Annotated in this window: 17 protein-coding genes; 8 read left to right on the forward strand and 9 right to left on the reverse strand. The window is 57.0% G+C overall.

From position 1 onward, the window contains the following. Positions 1–343: 343 nt before the first annotated feature. Positions 344–1,423, reverse strand: a complete 1,080-nt coding sequence (locus A2V21_310200) for a hypothetical protein (protein ID OIJ74597.1) — start codon at positions 1,421–1,423, stop codon at positions 344–346. Positions 1,424–1,769: 346 nt separating this feature from the next. Between A2V21_310200 and A2V21_310205 the strand changes: the two genes are divergently transcribed. The 3 genes from A2V21_310205 (at position 1,770) to A2V21_310215 (ending at position 4,477) form a co-directional block, all read left to right on the forward strand. Further along, positions 1,770–2,633, forward strand: a complete 864-nt coding sequence (locus A2V21_310205; protein ID OIJ74598.1) for a TIGR02757 family protein — start codon at positions 1,770–1,772, stop codon at positions 2,631–2,633. A gap of 192 nt (positions 2,634–2,825) precedes the next feature. After that, positions 2,826–3,800 (forward strand): octaprenyl diphosphate synthase, encoded by a 975-nt coding sequence (locus tag A2V21_310210; protein OIJ74599.1) that lies wholly within the window; start codon positions 2,826–2,828, stop codon positions 3,798–3,800. A 26-nt stretch (positions 3,801–3,826) separates the two neighbouring features. Beyond that, complete coding sequence (locus tag A2V21_310215) at positions 3,827–4,477, forward strand: endonuclease III (GenBank protein ID OIJ74600.1); 651 nt, start codon at positions 3,827–3,829, stop codon at positions 4,475–4,477. Between the two features lie 55 nt (positions 4,478–4,532). On the opposite strand, the gene A2V21_310220 is transcribed toward A2V21_310215, so the two are convergent. Then, on the reverse strand, positions 4,533–6,296 hold the full coding sequence (locus A2V21_310220) for an ABC transporter (protein OIJ74601.1): 1,764 nt from the start codon (positions 6,294–6,296) through the stop codon (positions 4,533–4,535). Between the two features lie 129 nt (positions 6,297–6,425). Here A2V21_310220 and A2V21_310225 point away from each other — a divergent pair, with 129 nt between their 5' ends. Together A2V21_310225 and A2V21_310230 are read left to right on the forward strand one after the other, a co-directional pair. Next, entirely contained in the window at positions 6,426–7,379 is a 954-nt protein-coding gene (locus A2V21_310225; protein ID OIJ74602.1) for an alcohol dehydrogenase, read from the forward strand. Between the two features lie 4 nt (positions 7,380–7,383). Beyond that, on the forward strand, positions 7,384–7,815 hold the full coding sequence (locus A2V21_310230; GenBank protein ID OIJ74603.1) for a hypothetical protein: 432 nt from the start codon (positions 7,384–7,386) through the stop codon (positions 7,813–7,815). 169 nt (positions 7,816–7,984) lie between these two features. Here the strand turns inward: A2V21_310230 and A2V21_310235 are convergent, their stop codons facing one another. Genes A2V21_310235 through A2V21_310265 form a run of 7 tightly spaced genes read right to left on the reverse strand, consistent with a single transcriptional unit; the run spans position 7,985 to position 14,128 of the window. Then, positions 7,985–9,004 (reverse strand): hydrogenase expression/formation protein HypE, encoded by a 1,020-nt coding sequence (locus tag A2V21_310235; protein ID OIJ74604.1) that lies wholly within the window; start codon positions 9,002–9,004, stop codon positions 7,985–7,987. Beyond that, positions 9,001–10,092 (reverse strand): hydrogenase formation protein HypD, encoded by a 1,092-nt coding sequence (locus A2V21_310240; GenBank protein ID OIJ74605.1) that lies wholly within the window; start codon positions 10,090–10,092, stop codon positions 9,001–9,003. Before A2V21_310240 ends, A2V21_310235 begins: the two co-directional genes overlap by 4 nt. Beyond that, entirely contained in the window at positions 10,089–10,304 is a 216-nt protein-coding gene (locus A2V21_310245) for a hydrogenase assembly protein HypC (GenBank protein ID OIJ74606.1), read from the reverse strand. The genes A2V21_310240 and A2V21_310245 overlap by 4 nt, the downstream gene beginning before the upstream one ends. Before the next feature lie 5 nt (positions 10,305–10,309). Continuing rightward, complete coding sequence (locus tag A2V21_310250) at positions 10,310–12,622, reverse strand: carbamoyltransferase HypF (protein OIJ74607.1); 2,313 nt, start codon at positions 12,620–12,622, stop codon at positions 10,310–10,312. Next, complete coding sequence (locus A2V21_310255; protein OIJ74608.1) at positions 12,615–13,286, reverse strand: hydrogenase accessory protein HypB; 672 nt, start codon at positions 13,284–13,286, stop codon at positions 12,615–12,617. Before A2V21_310255 ends, A2V21_310250 begins: the two co-directional genes overlap by 8 nt. Continuing rightward, positions 13,287–13,628 carry a hydrogenase maturation nickel metallochaperone HypA gene (locus A2V21_310260; GenBank protein OIJ74609.1) on the reverse strand — a complete coding sequence of 114 codons (342 nt, stop codon included), beginning with the start codon at positions 13,626–13,628 and terminating at the stop codon, positions 13,287–13,289. It lies immediately after the preceding gene. A gap of 2 nt (positions 13,629–13,630) precedes the next feature. Continuing rightward, positions 13,631–14,128 carry a hypothetical protein gene (locus A2V21_310265; protein OIJ75152.1) on the reverse strand — a complete coding sequence of 166 codons (498 nt, stop codon included), beginning with the start codon at positions 14,126–14,128 and terminating at the stop codon, positions 13,631–13,633. A 404-nt stretch (positions 14,129–14,532) separates the two neighbouring features. On the opposite strand from A2V21_310265, the gene A2V21_310270 reads away from it, so the two are divergent. Genes A2V21_310270 through A2V21_310280 form a run of 3 tightly spaced genes read left to right on the forward strand, consistent with a single transcriptional unit; the run spans position 14,533 to position 17,559 of the window. Further along, on the forward strand, positions 14,533–16,308 hold the full coding sequence (locus A2V21_310270; protein OIJ74610.1) for a hypothetical protein: 1,776 nt from the start codon (positions 14,533–14,535) through the stop codon (positions 16,306–16,308). Beyond that, the gene (locus A2V21_310275; protein OIJ74611.1) at positions 16,301–16,816 is read left to right on the forward strand and encodes a hypothetical protein; all 516 of its coding nucleotides are present in this window, start codon (positions 16,301–16,303) and stop codon (positions 16,814–16,816) included. The genes A2V21_310270 and A2V21_310275 overlap by 8 nt, the downstream gene beginning before the upstream one ends. Continuing rightward, entirely contained in the window at positions 16,813–17,559 is a 747-nt protein-coding gene (locus tag A2V21_310280; GenBank protein OIJ74612.1) for a hypothetical protein, read from the forward strand. Before A2V21_310275 ends, A2V21_310280 begins: the two co-directional genes overlap by 4 nt.

The following is a 17,559-nucleotide window of genomic DNA, read 5'->3' on the forward strand; positions in this document are numbered from 1 at the left end:
TCGGACATCTTGTCTCTGGGAAGAGAAGTCCCCTGTAAAAAGGGCGCGATCATTCAGTATGGAACATTATATAGTGATTGAGTTTTTATTTGCAAGCCGAACGTAGCGGGGGTTATAGGGAGGAGGCTCTTGTGAAAATAAAAAAAGGGCCAGCCAAAAGGCCGGCCCCTTTTCTTTAGCAGGCTGTTGAAAAACAGCCTGCTAAAGCAATCCATGGATGGATTGCCAAATTGCGAGACTTGAAAAGCCGGGCAATTTGTAAGATTTGGACAGATTCACTCAGGCCAAATCGTAGTTGGAAAAGTCCTGGATGGACTTTTCCAACATCCTGTCAGTTGGCAGCTCAGTAGGCGAACTGCAGGTTGGCGAATGCCTGGCTGTTCGTCCTTTTGCCGTTGCCGTCATCGTCAAGGTCATAGACGTATAAGGCCATGGCCCTGATGTTCGGGCGTATCGACCAGATCACGCCGGGGGTGATGAGCCCCTTCTCGATCGTCGGGTCGTCGTCGGATTCGACCCTCTCGTAGCGGAGCGCCGCGGCAAGTTTCGGGTTTATGATGTAGTTCGCCTCTATCCCGTAGCCTGTGTGCTCGCGTTCCGTGCCGGCGAAATTCCAGTTGTCCTCATCGCCCAAGACGTAGAATCCGTAGAGGCTAAGGTTGCGCCACTCGAAATCGGCCCCGATGATGGTGAAGTTGAATTCGTTCTTGACGTTTGTCGAGTTGGTGTCAGTGCCGGAGTAGTACTGGACAGATACGTTGCTGGCGGAAAACTCGCCCATGCCCACAGCGTCAAGCCTCAGGGTCGCCCAGTAGTTGAAGTTCTCGTTGGCGTCAGTGTTAGTTGAGCCTGAGGTCAGGCCGGCCCCTACAAAGACCGGGCCCTGGTAGCCGTAGTACTCTATGGCGTCAGGGGCGCCGCCGCTCGTGACCCTGTCCAGGCCGCTGCTGCTGCTGCTGGTGCTCACGGCGTAGCCGATGTAGGCCGGGTCGAGGAAGCGCTTCTGGTTGGAGACTGAGAGCCATTCCGTGTTGGTAAGGTGGCCGACGCGGATGTTGGCAAGCGAGGTGCCGCCGAGGTTATGGAAGCCTACGGCGTAATTGCTGGTCGAGCCGTTCTTAAGTGAGTTCTCCACCCACAGCGACAGGTTCTTCCAGACCGATCCGGCCGCGTAAAGGTAGAAGTCTTCTCCAGTGCCTATGGTGTAGTCGGTCCCGGTCTGTCCGTTGTCGAGCGTCTGGTCGACCTCAGCCTTGACGACGGTCATCTTGCCTCTGATCGAGAGAAGGTCGAGGGCCGATTCAAAATCGAGCTTGGTAGTTGGCTCATCCCCACCTGCCGCGATCTGGAAGCCGTTACGCAAAAAGTTGGTGCCGAAGGTATTGAGCCGTGGGAAGACGGTGTGGCAGTTGGTGCAGGACATATTGTGTTTTCTTGCGAAGGACGGGACCGCTTCGGAAGGCGCTGGCATCATAAGTGACAGTCCTATTGCCGTGAGCAGCGCTATCCCCAACAGCAGACTCTTTCCCGCATACAAATGTTTTTTCATCAATTACCCCCGGTTAAGGTTTTTTGCCGCGGCAGGTGGATGCAAGACGCGACTGTACCGTTCATAGTCAAGCAAAGTTATTGAAGATTGTCAAGCGCCTGGCAGCGGAAAAGCGGACAGGCCGTGACAGCCCTGTTCATATGGGCCTTCATTACTGCTGGAATGGATCGAATGAAATAGTATAATAAGATATCGACAGCTTGCAGGAGATACTGTGCCGATGGCGACCGTAAAAGAACTTAAAAGGCACCTTGACCGCCTCTACAGGGCATTTGACCTCGGGTTCCTCTCTTCCGACCCGCTTGAGTTCGTCCATAAGTACGACGACCCAGCTGACCGGGAGATAGTCGGCCTCATCGCGACATCACTTGCCTACGGCAGGGTCGAGGGCATTAAAAAGAGCATAGCCAGGGTGCTGGCCGTGGCAGGCCCTTCGCCTTACAGGTTTACGAAAAGGTTCGACCCGCGTAGTGGCGTTGCCCTCTTTGCCGGGTTCAGGCACAGGTTCAATACCGGAGAAGATATAGCCTGCCTCTTCTGGTTCGCGAGACAGATGATCGAGGAGAAGGGGTCGGTAGGCGGCTATTTCCTCAAGGGATACTCCCCTGGCCACAGGAACGTCAAAGAGGCGCTCTCCTGTTTTTCAGAGAACGTCCTGGCCCTCGATTCTTCGGCTGTCTACGGGAAAAAGGCGCTGCCCAAAAAGGCAGGGATCAGGTTCTTTTTCCCGAACCCCAGGGACGGAAGCCCGTGCAAGCGCCTCAACCTCTATCTCAGGTGGATGGTGAGGAGGGGAGACAAGCTCGACTTCGGCCAGTGGACCGGGGTTGGGCCGGATAAGCTCGTGATCCCGCTCGATACCCATATAGCGAGGATATCTCGGAATATCGGGCTTACCAGGAGGGCAAGCCCTGACTGGAAGATGGCGGAGGAGATAACCGAGGCCCTGAAAGAGCTTGACCCGGAAGACCCGATAAAGTACGACTTTGCCATCTGCAGGCTCGGCATACTGGAAAAATGCCCGAAAAAGGCCGACTTATCCAAGTGCAGCAGCTGCCTCATAAGGCGGATATGCGTGCTTTAGCGGCTTGACCGACCCCGTTGGTTTGCCATTGAAGATAAACTTTGACAGGGCAAGGTTTATTGGGGTAACATTTGCCAGACTTCATAAAATTCAGCGTTCATGTAAGGCCCTTCAAAGGTCGAGGGACGGTTGGCGGAGCGTTTAGTGCAGACTACAGGACTCAAAGAGCGGAAGACCCGGGAAAGCCAGGTAATGCATATAGAGGAAGTATTTGACCTCATAAAGGATGAGATAGCCGCCATGGAGCAGGGGTTCAAGGCGAACCTCAACTCCAACGTCTATCTGGTAAGCAAGGTCGGGGAGTATATACTCAAGAGCGGGGGAAAAAGGTTCAGGCCCATGGTGCTGCTCCTCGCCTCAAGGCTCTGCGGCTACAGCGGCGAGAAGCATATCCCGCTTGCCGGTGTCGTCGAGTTCATCCACACAGCGACACTCCTCCATGACGACGTCGTCGATAACGCGAACCTGAGGAGGGGGAGCGCATCGGCCAATACCGTCTGGGGGGAGGGGGCGAGCATACTCGTCGGCGACTATCTCTTCTCGAAGGCCTTTTACCTGACCGTCAAGTACGGTGACCTGAGGGTCCTCCAGGTCCTGTCAGAGTCGACGACCCGCATGGCCGAGGGCGAGGTGCTGCAGTTATTGAAGCACAGCGACGCCGGGACGACCGAGAAGGAGTACCTGGACGTGGTCACGAACAAGACCGCCGTCCTCATATCATCGGCGGCCCGCATAGCCGGTGTGCTTTCAGGGGCCGGGCAGGGAAAGGAAGAGGCCCTCGCTAACTACGGCATGGGCTTAGGTATAGCCTACCAGCTCATGGACGACTGCCTCGATTATGTCTCTACCGACGAGGACCTCGGAAAATCCGTGGGCAACGACCTCAAGGAAGGCAAGGTCACGATGCCCCTTATAAGGGCCAGCGGCCTTGCCACAGAGGCTGAGAAGGAGATCATCCGGGAGGCCGTCGAGGGAGACGAGCTAAACCAGGCACAGCTCGATCAGGTCATCTCCATAATAAGGAAGTACAAGGGTATCGAGTACACCATAGAACGCGCCAGTGCCTATATAGATGCCGCAAAGAGGGAGCTCGACATATTCGAGCCGACCATCGAGAGGGCGGCGCTCCTGGCCGTGGCTGATTTCGTCATCGAAAGGACGTACTGAGCCGGAAATCCCCGAGGGGGTACGCCATGGACAGGAAAGAGAAGGCCGCGAAGGTCCTGGGCATACTCGAAAAAGAATTCCCGGACGCGAGATCTGCCTTAGAATACAAAAACCCGCTTGAGCTCCTCATCTCGACTATACTTTCAGCGCAGGCAACAGACAAGCTCGTCAACAAGGTAACCCAATCCCTCTTCAAAAAATACAGGACGGCAAAGGACTATGCCGCCTCGGCCTTGTCTGACCTTGAAGGCGACATAAGCTCGATAAACTTCTACAGGAACAAGGCCAGGAACATAAAGGCCTGCTGCGGGAAGCTCGTCGAGCTGTACGGCGGCGATGTGCCTGCCACACTCGATGGGCTTACGGCCCTGCCTGGGGTCGGAAGGAAGACAGCCAATATCGTCCTGGGGAACGCCTTCGGCAAGGACGCCCTCGCCGTTGACACCCACGTAAAGCGCGTATCGCAAAGGCTCGGCCTCACCTCAGCGGACGACCCGGACAAGATAGAGGCCGACCTGACGTCGATAATACCTCCAAAGAGGTGGACAAAGGCCACCCACCTTTTGATCCTCCACGGCAGAAAGACCTGCAAGGCTGTAAACCCTGATTGCGATAACTGCCCCATCCAGGCCTACAGCGTTTATTTCAAGGAAGTCTACAGCAAGAAAAAGAAGTAGCAGCCTGAGCAAATCTGTGTTTTTCAGTAACCTGGCAGGTCCTGACGAGCTCCGTTTATGCCGCCGTGAAGGCGAAGCCCCTCGACTGGCATTTTACGAGGCTGGCATAGTATCCGCCTGTCTTTAAAAGCTCCTTGTGGCTTCCGGCCTCGATGATCTGCCCGTCCTTCAAGACCAGTATCCTGTCCGCGCCCGCTACCGTTGAGAGCCTGTGGGCTATGACAAGGGTGGTCCTGCCCCGCATGACATCCTCGAGGGCCAGTTGTACCGCCAGTTCGGATTCGGCGTCAAGGGCGGAGGTCGCCTCGTCGAGTATCAGTATTGGAGGGTCTTTTATAATGGCCCTCGCGATAGAGAGGCGCTGTCTTTCGCCCGCGGACAGGAGGCAGCCGCGCTCTCCGATGACCGTCTCGTAGCCTTTCGGCAGGCGTGTTATGAAGTCATGGGCACGGGCGGCCTTCGCCGCGCTGACTATCTCGCCGAGGCTCGCCCATGGCTTTCCGTAGGCGATGTTGTTGTTGACGGTATCGTTAAAGAGGAGCGCGTCCTGGGATACGACACCTATCCTTGCCCGGAGCGAGCGCTGCTTTAAGTCTCTCAGGTCGATCCCGTCAATTCTTATCGAGCCTTGCGTCGGGTCATAGAGCCTTTGGATGAGCGCCGCTATCGTTGTTTTTCCGGCGCCGCTCGGCCCAACGAGGGCCACGCATTCCCCGGGGGCCAGGCGGAACGTCAAGTCGCTCAGGACAGGATTTTCGCTGCGATAAGAGAAGCTTACGCCGTCGAATAGCACGTCGCCCTTGAGCGTTTTTACCGGGACGGCCTGGGGCGCATCCGACATGTGGTCGTGAGCGTCAAGTATCGAAAATATTATGCCGAGTGATACCGTGGCCTTGCGCATCGTCTGGTAGACCCCGGTGAGGCCCTGCACAGGGGTAAAGAGTCCTGTAGCGTACCCGAGGAAGGCGACCAGGGTGCCGGCTGTTATCTCGCCATTGATGACGAGGTAGCCCCCGTACATAAGCGCCGATACCTTCGCGAGCACGCCGATTATGTTCTTGGCCGCGCTGACGCCGGTATCTATGCCCACGCCCTTCAGGACCATCTGGTTGGCGCTCGCTACCCCGCTCATGAACCTCGTCTTTTCGGCCTCTTCCATGGCGAAGCTCTTTACCGTGAATATCCCGGTCAATACCTCGTTGAAGCGCGAGAATATCCCGGTCCAGCGCTCGACGAGCATGCGCTCCCGCTGTGTCTGTTCATCGGCGGCCCACATCCCGATGAGCGCTGGCAGGGGCGCGAAGAAGAGCACTATAAAAGAGAGCCTCGGGTCGAGCGTGAACATGACGGCGAGCGAGATGAGAAGGTATACTATCCCGGGGAAGACGTTGAAGGCGATATCAGAGATGGCGCCAACGAAGCCGTTTACGCCCCTGTCGAGCTTGGTCATTATGCCGCCTACGGTCTGGTCCCTGTGATAGGCAACGGGGAGGGTATGGAGGCGGGAGACGGTCGCCTCCAGGATGCCGTGGTTGACGTCGAGCCTCACCCTCCAGGCAAGCCAGTTTGAAAGGGCCCCGACGCCCTCCCGGATGACGTTCAAGGCGATGAGCATCGCCACACCCTGGACGAGGGCCATCACTACCCCTGTGCCGAGCTTGTCAAAGATGTATTTCATGGCAAGGGGCTCAAGCGCGCTGAGGGCGGCTATCATCAGAGTGAGGAGCATGATGGCCGCGAGCGCCACCTTGTGTGGAAAGATGAACCCGAGGGCCCTTCGGGAGTGGCGCAGCCAGTCTCCGTTATTGGGGGTCTGCATAAGGCGCTTTCCAGTTCAAAAACGAATAGTTATAAAATATGGAGATTGTAAGTACCCTTATGTGACTAAAGTTACAAAGGAGATTTTTTTGAGGGTGCGTTGCCAATATGCTTTTGATATACTCGGGGTATGAAGGCGATAGTATTTGATGGCGGATTGAGATTGGAAAAGGGTTATCCCAGGCCTGTGCCAGGCCCCGGAGAGGCCCTTGTAAAAGTGGCCCTTGCCGGTGTCTGCTCTACCGACCTGGAGATCGCGAAGGGCTACATGGGCTTTAAGGGGGTGCCGGGGCACGAGTTCACGGGAACGATCGTCGAGTGCGACGACGAAAGGCTCAATGGAAAGCGGGTAGCGGGGGAGATAAACCTGGGCTGCGGCCGCTGCGAATATTGCAGGCACATGCTGGAGAACCACTGCCCTTCGAGGAAGGTGCTCGGGATATCGGGTAAGGACGGCGCCTTTGCCGAATATCTGACCCTGCCGTTTAAAAACATCCACCCCTTGCCCGATTCTATCACAGATGAAGAGGCTGTCTTCACCGAGCCGCTCGCCGCGGCCTACGAGATACTCGAACAGGTGAGGGTAGACGAAAATACGAGGGCGTGCGTCCTGGGCGACGGCAGGCTGGGCCTCCTTGTGGCTGAGGTCATGGCCGCAACCGAATGCTCGCTCGTTGTCATCGGCAGGCACGAGGAGAAGCTACAGCTCCTTAAGGCGAGGGAGATACCGGCGAGGACGAGCCCTGAGGGGCTTGAAAAACAGTTCGACCTCGTCATCGACTGCACCGGGAGCGAGGACGGCCTGACGGCAGCGCTTGACCTTGTAAGGCCGACAGGCACGGTAATACTCAAGACGACTCTGGCAAAGCGTGGCGGGGCAGACCTGAACAGGGTCGTCATAGACGAGATAACCCTGCTGGGTTCAAGGTGCGGCCCGTTCCCGCCCGCCCTCGCGGCCCTTGAGGAGAAGAGGGTTGACGTAAGGCCCCTTATATCGAGGGTCTTTTCTCTCGATGAGGGGGTAGAGGCGATAGGGCACGCCTCCGGTAAGGGCGTGCTCAAGGTCCTCATAAGGATGGAGTAAAAAAATGGACAAGCTCTTCCTGGACAGCCACGGCGAGGCGGTAGAGTGGGACGGCAGGGAGAGGAGGGAGAAGGTCCGTTTCCCCGTATGCCTTGCGGTAGAGGTCAACGGGCGTTCAAGCGAGAGTTGCGCGGACTTTATCCTGAATATCTCCAGGGCAGGGATATTCATACTGACCGAAAACCCGCTTGAGAAGGGTACGAAGGTCAAGCTCAGGTTCTCCATACCCCCGGAGGAGAAGGCCTTAAGCGAGTTCTCCATACCCCCGGAGGAGAAGGCCTTAAGCGAGTTCGATGGTGTCGTGGTCGGGGCCAATAGAGACCCCGGGTATCCGAAGGGTATGCACATCAAGATAATCGATAGCGGCCCGGATGAGCTCAAAAGTCTGGAGGCATATCTGGAAGGCAGGAAGCATCTGCTCGATACCGAGGCGTGAGCAGGCATGAAATAAGTCCATCTGCTCCGTTGTCTTCGTCGCCGGCTACTGCGGCGTACGTAAAAAGTACGCCTCAGTCATCAAACGGCGAGAATCGCCTGGTGTATGGATCTTTTTGAGCAGCCTGAACGAAATCTTTGTTTTTCAACAACCTGCTCTAAGGCAAAACCTAACATATCCTCGGCAACTGCTCCCCTGAGAGCATGTCGAGTATCCGCCTGTTTCCGATCGAGGTCTCAAGGAGCACCTTGCCCCTGGGCCCCTCCTCGACGGCCCCGATGATGGCCGCGTCCTTGCCAAGCGGGTGGGAACGCATCGCCGCAAGCACCTTTAGGGCAGAATCGCCTGAGGTCACGGCCACGAGCTTGCCTTCGTTGGCGAGATAGAGCGGGTCGAAGCCCAGTATCTCGCACGCGCCCTTTACCGCCTCTTTAACCGGTATATCTTCTTCCCTTATCGCTATGGCAGAGCCTGCTGAAGCCGCGAACTCATTGAGCACCGTTGCGAGCCCGCCCCTTGTCGGGTCCCTCATCGCCTTTATGCCGGAAGGGACAGCGGCGAGCATGGCCCTTGTAAGGGTGTGGAGCGCGGCGCAGTCGCTTTCAACAGGCGATTCCATCTGAATGCCTTCTCTGTGGGTAAGGATCGCTATGCCGTGGTCGCCCATCGTCCCTGAGACGATTACAGCGTCACCGGGGCGTATGTTGGCTGGCGTAAGCGTTTCCGTGCCGTTCAGTACGCCGATCCCGGCGGTATTTATGAAGAGCTTGTCTCCCTTGCCGCGTTCGACCACCTTCGTATCCCCGGTCACTATCTTGACCCCTGCCGCCTCAGCTGTTTTTGCCATGGAATGGACGACCCTTTCAAGTTCGTCCATCCCAAGCCCTTCTTCTATTATGAACGAGGCGCTCAGGTATACGGGCTCGGCCCCGCCTACCGCGAGGTCGTTTATCGTCCCGCATACAGAGAGCTTGCCGATATCCCCGCCAGGGAAGAAGATGGGCTTTACCACGTAAGAGTCTGTCGTGAAGGCGAGCCTGTCCGCTGGAAGAGTGAATACGGCCTGGTCGTTGAGCGGGGCGAGGAACTCGTTCGAGAAGGCCTTCGCGAAGACTTCCTCTACGAGCCTCCTTGAGTAGCTCCCGCCGCTTCCGTGCGCAAGCAGTATGATCTTGTCTTTTCTTGTCATGCCACCTTCCTGTACTTGAAGAACGCCGCGCAGGTGCCCTCTGAAGAGACCATGCACGGGCCTATGGGGAACTCAGGCGTGCAGGCCCTGGCAAAGAGCGGGCACTTATCCGGCGTCATCAGTCCCTTGAGCACCGAGCCGCACATGCAGCCCTTTGGTTCCTCGTCCTTGCCGCGCGGTATTGAGAACTTCCTTTCGGCGTCAAACTCAGAGAAACCATCCTTTATCCTGAGGCCGCTTCCCGGTATGTTGCCTATCCCTCTCCAGAGGCTGTCGCCAGGCTCGAATACGCTATCCATTATCTCCTGCGCTTTTTTGTTGCCATCCCAGGTGACGACCCTGTCGTACTCTATCTCGATGGCCTGCCTTCCCTCTTCGAGCTGTCTTACGAGCATGTATATGCCCATGAGCGCGTCTATAGGCTCGAAACCCGCCACCACGCACGGAGAGCCGTACTCGCTTGCAAGGAAGCCGTATGAGCTGGCGCCTATGATGGCCGTGACGTGGCCCGGGCAGATGAAGCCGTCTATCTCTATCTCGCCGCTGTCCATCAACGCCTTCATCGCCGGGGGCGTAAGCTTATGGAGAGAGAGGACCGAGAGGTTTTTTATCCCCTCTTCTTTCGCGGCGAGTATCGTCGCCGCTACCGTCGGCACGGTCGTCTCGAAGCCCACGGCGAAGAGCACCACCTCGCGCTCTCTATTGGACCTGGCGATATCTATCGCCCCAAGCGGCGAATAGACGACCCTTATGTCGCTCCCGCGGGCCTTCTCTTCCTGCAGGGAAGATGCTGAGCCGGGGACCTTCATCATGTCCCCGAATGTCGCTATGATGGCGTCTTTCCGGGACCTGCTGAACTCGATTACGCGGTTCACGTCGGCGGCTGATGTAACGCAGACCGGGCAGCCGGGCCCCGATATGAGCTTGATGTTTTTCGGCAGGGCGTCCCTTATGCCGTATTTGGATATGGAATGGGTGTGCGTGCCGCAGATCTCCATTATGCTTACGTCTTTGCGCGAGATCTCGCGTATCTTCGTGATGAGCCCCTGCGCCTCATCCCTTTTCCTGAACTCGTCTATGTACTTCATAGCCCCGCTATCCCCCTTATGAGGCGGAGAGTTTCTTCCGCCTTCTCCTCATCTACCTTCTCGATGGCGAAGCCCGCGTGGATTATGACGTACTCTCCGGCCCTGACATCCTTCATCAGCCTGACGTTAGCCTCTTTTCTTGTGCCGGCAACATCGACCATGGCCACGTCGCCTTTTACCTCGATTATCTTACCTGGAATGCCAAGACACATTTTTATTACCTTCCTTTTACGTTCTCCCAGGCGACAACCGCCTGGCCGAGGGAGATGCCCCCGTCGTTCGCAGGGACCCTCTCCTGCGCATATACAGTAAACCCTTTCCCGGCAAGCCCCTCGGCGATGATAGTTGAAAGGAGCCTGTTCTGGAATACGCCTCCGCTTAAGACCGCTGTATTGATGCCGGTCTCAACGCGCAAGGCCTCGCAAGCCTTTACGGACAGATCCGCGATCGTAGAATGGAACCTGCCGGAGATAATCGATCCTGGCATGCCGTTGTTTACGTCCTCGGCCATGGCCATGATGATCGGAGCGGTCTCTATCCGCATGGGGGCGCTGCCGGCAAACTCGAAAGGATAGGGGCTTGATCCATCTCCGCCTATATCCGCGATCGCTTCGAGCTCAATGGCGGCTTCTGCCTCAAAGGTTATCTCATCCCGTATACAAGCGATAGACGAAGCCGCGTCAAAGAGCCTGCCCATGCTCGATGTGAAGGGCGAGTTGACCCCCTTATGGACCATCGACGCGACAAGCTCTGCCCTGGGGCCTATCCTTTCCGCGAAGCCACGGAGCGCCTCCCATCCGCATGACCCGCCGTAAGAATCAACAAGATACGAGATGGCCATCCGCCACGGCTCTTTTACGGCCGTATCCCCTCCGGGGAGCCGGACGTACTTGAGGTGCGCGGCCCTCCTGAACTCGCGCCTTGAGGCTATGAGGAACTCTCCGCCCCAGATCCTGCCGTCCGTGCCGAGGCCAGTGCCGTCAAAGGAGAGACCGATGACCTCGCTGGAAAGACCGTGCTCGGCCATCGCGCTGGCGATGTGGGCGTGGTGGTGCTGTACGGGTATTATCCTTTCAGCCGGGATCTTTTTCTCCTTCGCGTACTCAAGGGCGAACCTGGTGCTGAGATAATCCGGATGGAGGTCGTGCGCGACGACCGTTGGCTCGGCCCTGAAGGTGTTCTTGAGGTTTCTGAGCGTTTCCTGATAGAACTCAAGGGCCTGGAAGTTCTCAAGGTCGCCGATGTGCTGGCTCAAGATCGCGTTCCTGCCCCTGGTCAGGCAGAACGTGTTCTTAAGGAGCGCGCCGGCGGCGAAGACATCTTCCATCTCAGCGCCAAGGTCGATTGCGTCAGGGGCGTAGCCGCGCGCCCTTCGGAGTACCTTCTTTTTGCCGGAATCGATCCTCGCGATAGAGTCGTCGACCCTCATGTATATATCCCTGTCGTGGAAGAGGAAGTGGTCAGCGATCCCGGAAAGCCTCTTTAAGGCCTCATCGTTCGATACGACTATAGGCTCTTCCGCGAGGTTGCCGCTTGTCATGACGAGCGCCTTGAAAGAAGCCCCGGCGAAGAGAAGGTAATGGAGCGGGGTGTACGGGAGCATCACGCCGAGGCGGTTGTTCCCGGGCGCTACCGCCTCATCGAGGATGGACGGCGTTTTCTTCCTCAAAAGGACGATAGGCCTTCTCCTGTCAGTGAGCGCGTCTTCCTCTTTATCGTCAAGCTCGCAGAACTCTCTTATTGAGGCGACATCCGTGGCCATAAGGGCGAAGGGCTTGTTCGAGCCGCGCCTTTCATTCTTAAGTGATCTGCGCTTCCTGTCCCTGAGCTTTCTTACCGCATCGTGGTTTTGAGCGTCGCAGGCGAGGTGAAATCCCCCAAGCCCCTTTATCGCGAGTATCTTGCCTTCTTTAAGGAGCCTCTGTGCCTCGACTATAGCCTCGAAGTCCTTTCCCGTATCAGCGTCGTGGAGCCAGGCCCTGGGGCCGCAAGCTGGACAGGCGTTTGGCTGGGCATGGAACCTCCTGTCAGCCGGGTCATGGTATTCGCCCTCGCATTCCGGGCACATCCCGAAGGGCGCCATGGTGGTCTTGGGCCTGTCGTAAGGTATGTCGAGTATGATCGAGTACCTCGGCCCGCAGTTGGTGCAGTTGATGAAAGGATAGTGAAAACGCCTGTCAGACGGGTCGAGCAACTCACGGAGGCAGTCGTGGCATATAGCCACGTCAGGGGATACGAGGACGAACTTCCCGTCAACGGGCCTGCTCTCGCGTATGGTGAAGGAGCTGTAGCCGCCGCTCTGCTCGACCTGCTCTACTGTGATGGCCTCTATCCTCGAAAGCGGCGGCGGAGAAGCCCTCAGCTCGTCTATGAAAGAATCGACAGAGTCGCCCTGGACCTCTATTACGACCCCTTCTGAATCGTTCAGGCAGTAGCCGGTGAGGTTATGCCTCGCCGCGAGGTTGTAGACATAGGGGCGAAATCCCACTCCCTGCACTATGCCCGATATATGTATCCTTGCGCTATCCATCTTGCTTCCCGTTTTCCCTGACAAGCCCGGCAAGGTATCCGGCCCATGCGCTCACCCCGGCGCCGGTCCTGCACGAGGTCTCGAATATCTTTAGATACGGGTTGACCTTTAACGCGTTCTCCCGTGCCCTGTCGATATCGAAGTCTGTATGGGGGGCGAGGTCTGTCTTGTTTATTATGAGGGCCTCGGATGCGCTGAAGATGGCAGGGTATTTAAGGGGCTTGTCATCCCCTTCCGTGGTCGACATGACCGTGACCATCATATCCTCGCCCAGGTCGTACTCCGCAGGGCAGACCATGTTGCCGACGTTCTCTATTACAAGGAGGTCTATTGGACGCTCGAAGACCCACGGCAGGGCGTGGCTTATCTGGTGGGCGTCGAGGTGGCAGGCCCTGCCGGTGGTTATCTGCAAGGCGGGGATCCCGTGCCGCTCTATCCTCCTGGAATCGAAGTCCCCTTCGAGGTCGCCTTCGACTACCGCGAACCTTACGCCAAGCGATCCAAGCTCAGCGGCCATCCGCTCGATAAGAGAGGTCTTGCCGGCGCCCGGCGCGCTTACGATATTTATCGTGTAGATATTATTCCGAGCGAGCGCCTTTCTGTTCTCTGCCGCTATCTCGTCGTTCTTCGCGAGTATCTTTTCTTCTATGAGTATCTCGTGCATCTAAGCGCCTTCCATCGATATTATGTCAAGCTCTGTCCCGCCGACCCTGTCAATGGACGTACTGCCGCACCCGGGGCAGGTGTTATCGAACGAGGTTATCCTGAACCTGGAGGCGCACCCGCGGCAGAGGCCTGTAAGAGGCACCTCCTCTATTTCAAGCGCCGCGCCTTCAAACGGGGTTCCCTTTATAGAGATCTCGAAGCAGAACCTCAATGCCTCAGGCTCCACGGCCGTGAGCTCTCCTATCCTCAGGCGCACCTTGTAAAGGCGCGCGAGGGCGGCCCTGTCCATCTCTCGCTTTACCGCCTCGAGGACGCTCTTTGTTATTGACATCTCGTGCATGGTTATTCCCTGGCCGATACCTTGAACCCGCTGGTCTCCAGCTCTTTTCTTATGGCCTCTGCCACAAGCGGCAGGGCTTTTTTTATTACAGGGGTAAGCTCAAGGCCCGCAGAGATATCCTTCGGGATGACCCCGATTATTACAAGTTCAGGGCTCAAGCCCTGGAACCTGGCTATCTCTATCAGGTCTCTTAGGCCGATCTGGTGGGCGGTAGAGGATTTGAGGGAGGGCCACTTCCGGACCTCTTCCCATGGTATGCGGAAGAGCTTTCCAGGCTCTCCATTTGCTGCGACCGCGTCAACGATGATGAGATGAGAAAAGTCCTTTATATACGAGAGGAGCCCCAGCCCGGAGGTGCCGCCGTCAAGGCATGTCACTTCCTTGCCGAAGCTGTATCGCTCAGCAAAGTACTCTATCGCCCTTACCCCGAGCCCCTCGTCCTTGAGGAGCACATTACCGATCCCGAGCACGAGGGCCTTCTTCCGCTTCCGCTTTGCCATCATCAACAAGGGGTATGAGGCCGTATGATTATTATAATTTATTTTAACAGAAAAAGGCTTTCAATCCAAACAATAAAGTCTTGTAAATACAAGGAATTGAGGATTATAATAGCCCTGCCCCGCGCCTCTCAGGACATGAGATAGACAGTGATGAGCCCGATGATGACGATGAGGTTTGTGGCCGCGCCGAGAAAGATGACGAGGTCCGTAAGGCCGGCAATTTTAAATTTGACCATGTCCTAAGATTAATAGATGCGTATCCTTTTGTCAAACAGGTAAGATGAAGAGCGTTTTCATATTCATAGTATCCTCCATAGGCTTCCTGGCCTTCTTTCTTGTCATGGACGCGCTCCTTCTGAACGCTCAGGGGCTGAGCTTCATATTCAGGGGCTGAGGGGGGCTGGATGGCCTATTCAAGGAGATCGCTGATAAAGCTCCTATCCCCCTGCCTTACGCTCATCGCGTTGGTCCTTGTCGCGTACTCGATCGTAAACTTCCAGTCCTATTTTTCCTGGGGCCCGGAGTCCATATCCGGCGCGCCTGTCCTGGGGCAGGGCGACTACCCGTTGGTCTCCCACGTGAACGGCAGGCTCGCCGTGTGGATGGCCGCGCAGATGCACCTGTGGTTCGCGGCCTTTGTGCTGGCCGTGCCGATATTCGTCCTCATGCTCGAGGTCATAGGCGTTGTCAAGAAAGAGAAGAGATACGACCGTGTGGCCTATGAGTTCCTGAGGGTCAGCATCACCGCCTTCTCACTTACGGCGATAACAGGCGGTCTCCTCTTGCTTACGCTCCTCGTATTCTACCCGGACCTCATGAAGTACCTGTTGTCGATATTCGGCCCGACGACGCTCCTGTACGCGCTCTTCTTTTTCTTCGAGTCCGCGTCCCTCTATACATATTACTACGGCTGGAAGCGTATGAGCGAAGGCTGGCTCAAGTGGGCGCACATCGGGGTAGGGCTCGCGCTCAACTCCGCCGGGACAGCCCTCATGTTCGTAGCCAACGCCTGGGTGACCTTCATGATGACGCCGGATGGGGTCGATGCGGCAGGCGTGTTCAGAGGGGACCTCTGGGCGGCGGTAACGAACCACCTGTGGAGCCCTATGAACCTCCACAGGTTCATAGCCAATATCGCCTACGGCGGGTCGATAGTAGGCGCGTACGCCGCCTACAGGTTCCTCGGCGCCGCCACAGATGATGAGAAGGCGCACTATGACTGGATGGGCTACACCGCGAGCCTCATAGCCATAGGCGCTCTCCTGCCTCTGCCTTTCGCTGGCTATTGGCTAACCGCCGAAATATACGCCTTCAGCCAGCAGATGGGCATCACCCTCATGGGAGGTGTATTCGCATGGCTTTTCATCGTACAGGCGGTCTTGATAGGCGCGCTCTTCCTCGCCGCCAATTATTATCTCTGGTGCGGCTTCGGCAGGAGCCCTGCTGGCGAAAGATACCTGCGGTACGTTAAGTACATAGCCTTCGTGATAGCCGCCTCTTTCCTTGTATGGTTCACACCGCATACCCTGATACTTACCCCTCAAGAGGCGAGGGCCCTTGGCACTCAGTACCATCCATACCTTGGCCCCCTCGGGCTCATGCCGGCCAAGAACACGGCCGTAAACATCATGCTCCTTTTTACATTCCTGTCCTTCATCCTCTACAGGAGGGCGCAGAGGACCCCGACGGTGGCGTGGGCCGGGTACGGGAAAGCGCTCCAGGCAGGGCTTTTCACCGCGGCTATCGTCAATATCGTCTTCCTCGGGGTCTATTACGGCTACTTCACCAACAGCCTCTACAAGGTGGCTTCATCGGTCCCGCAGGTAGCCACTACCATATTCGTCATCATAGCCTGCCTCGTGATAGAAGGGCTCATGCACAGGGGCGCTACAAAACATGATTTCACCTGGGGGCGCATGCCCGGGAGGAGCCAGTACGCGCTCATCCTCATAGCCGTCTCCTTCACATGGCTTATGGGGCTCATGGGTTTTGTCCGCTCGGCCATCAGGCAGCAGTGGCATGTCTACTCTGTCATGAAGGACGCCTCACCCGACGCCTTTACGCCTTCCATCGCCTACGCCGCAAAGGTGGTATCAGTCGGGACTATCATATTCCTCTCCATAGTCGTCTTTATCTTCTGGCTCGGCGGCCTCGGGGCGAAAGCGGAGGCCGATGAATAACCTCATCAAGGCCGCCCTCTTTAGCCTTCTCATAATCGGCCTCTATACATTCTATTCGGCTGTCGTCATCCCGCCGATCGCGACGGAGGAGCAACCGTTGGAGGGGCTGGCTGGCGAAAGCATCAAGACCGTCGACGACCTCGTAGCCCTCGGCGAGGCCGTTTATAACGGCAAGGGGGCGTGCGCCCTCTGCCACAACCCGCAGGGAGGCAGGGCCCCAATGCTTGAGAACTCAGCCCATTTGGCCGGTGAGAGGATAAAGGCCCCTGGGTACAGAGGCAAGGCGACGGATGCCGAGGGCTATCTCTACGAATCTCTCGTTGAGCCCTCTGCCTATGTCGTGCCAGGCTTCGGGACGAGCGGAAGCGGGGACATGGCAAGCCCGATGCCGGACGTAAGGAGCAGGTCAATCGGACTCGACGAGACCGAGATAAAGGCGGTCATCGCCTATCTGCAGAGCGTTTCAGGCGTTGATATAACCGTCAAGGTAGAGGGGGCGGGGGAATGAAGCTACTTAACTACATCCTCATAAACCTCTGCTTCTACGCCATCCTCAAGGCGCCTGGGCTTCTCATGGGCAAGCCCATACCTGGAAGCGTCATCTCGATGTACATGTTCTTTATCGTCATCACCGTCCTCCTTGTGATGACGGTAACCGACAGGGGCGTTGAGGCGCTTTTCGCGCCATTGAGGGCGCTTGTAGAAGACCCGTCAAAGGCGATCTTAAGGAATATCGTTTTCATAATACTCCCTGTCGCAGCCGGCTACATCGCTTATACCCAGTCCGGCAAGGCCTCTGTGCCGCCTGTAGAGCTGAGGAGCGCGCACCCGGCCCCTCCTGCCGTCTTCAAGGCCTATGGCAAGGAGTTCGACCTCTCCACGCTTGAGAACCCATACAGGAAGATGGAGAAGGCGGACCCTGCGGCCTTCAAGGACCTCATAGAAGACGGCGGTGAGGTCTATTTCAAGAACTGCGTTTTCTGCCACGGCGCGAAGCTCGACGGCAGGGGCCATTACGCCCACGCGCTCGACCCGCTGCCCATGCCGTTCACAGGCGGCGACACGATAGCGCAGCTCCAGGAATCGTACGTCTTCTGGAGGGTGGTGAAGGGCGGCCCCGGGCTCCCGAGGGAAGGCGGCCCGTCAATATCGTCCATGCCGTCATGGGAGGGCTCTCTTTCGGAAGATGAGGTCTGGAAGGTGATACTCTTCCTTTACGACTATACCGGGAACAGGCCGAGGATCTGGTGA

Source organism: Deltaproteobacteria bacterium GWC2_55_46 (genome assembly GCA_001595385.3).
Taxonomy (GTDB): Bacteria; Desulfobacterota; GWC2-55-46; order GWC2-55-46; family GWC2-55-46; genus UBA5799.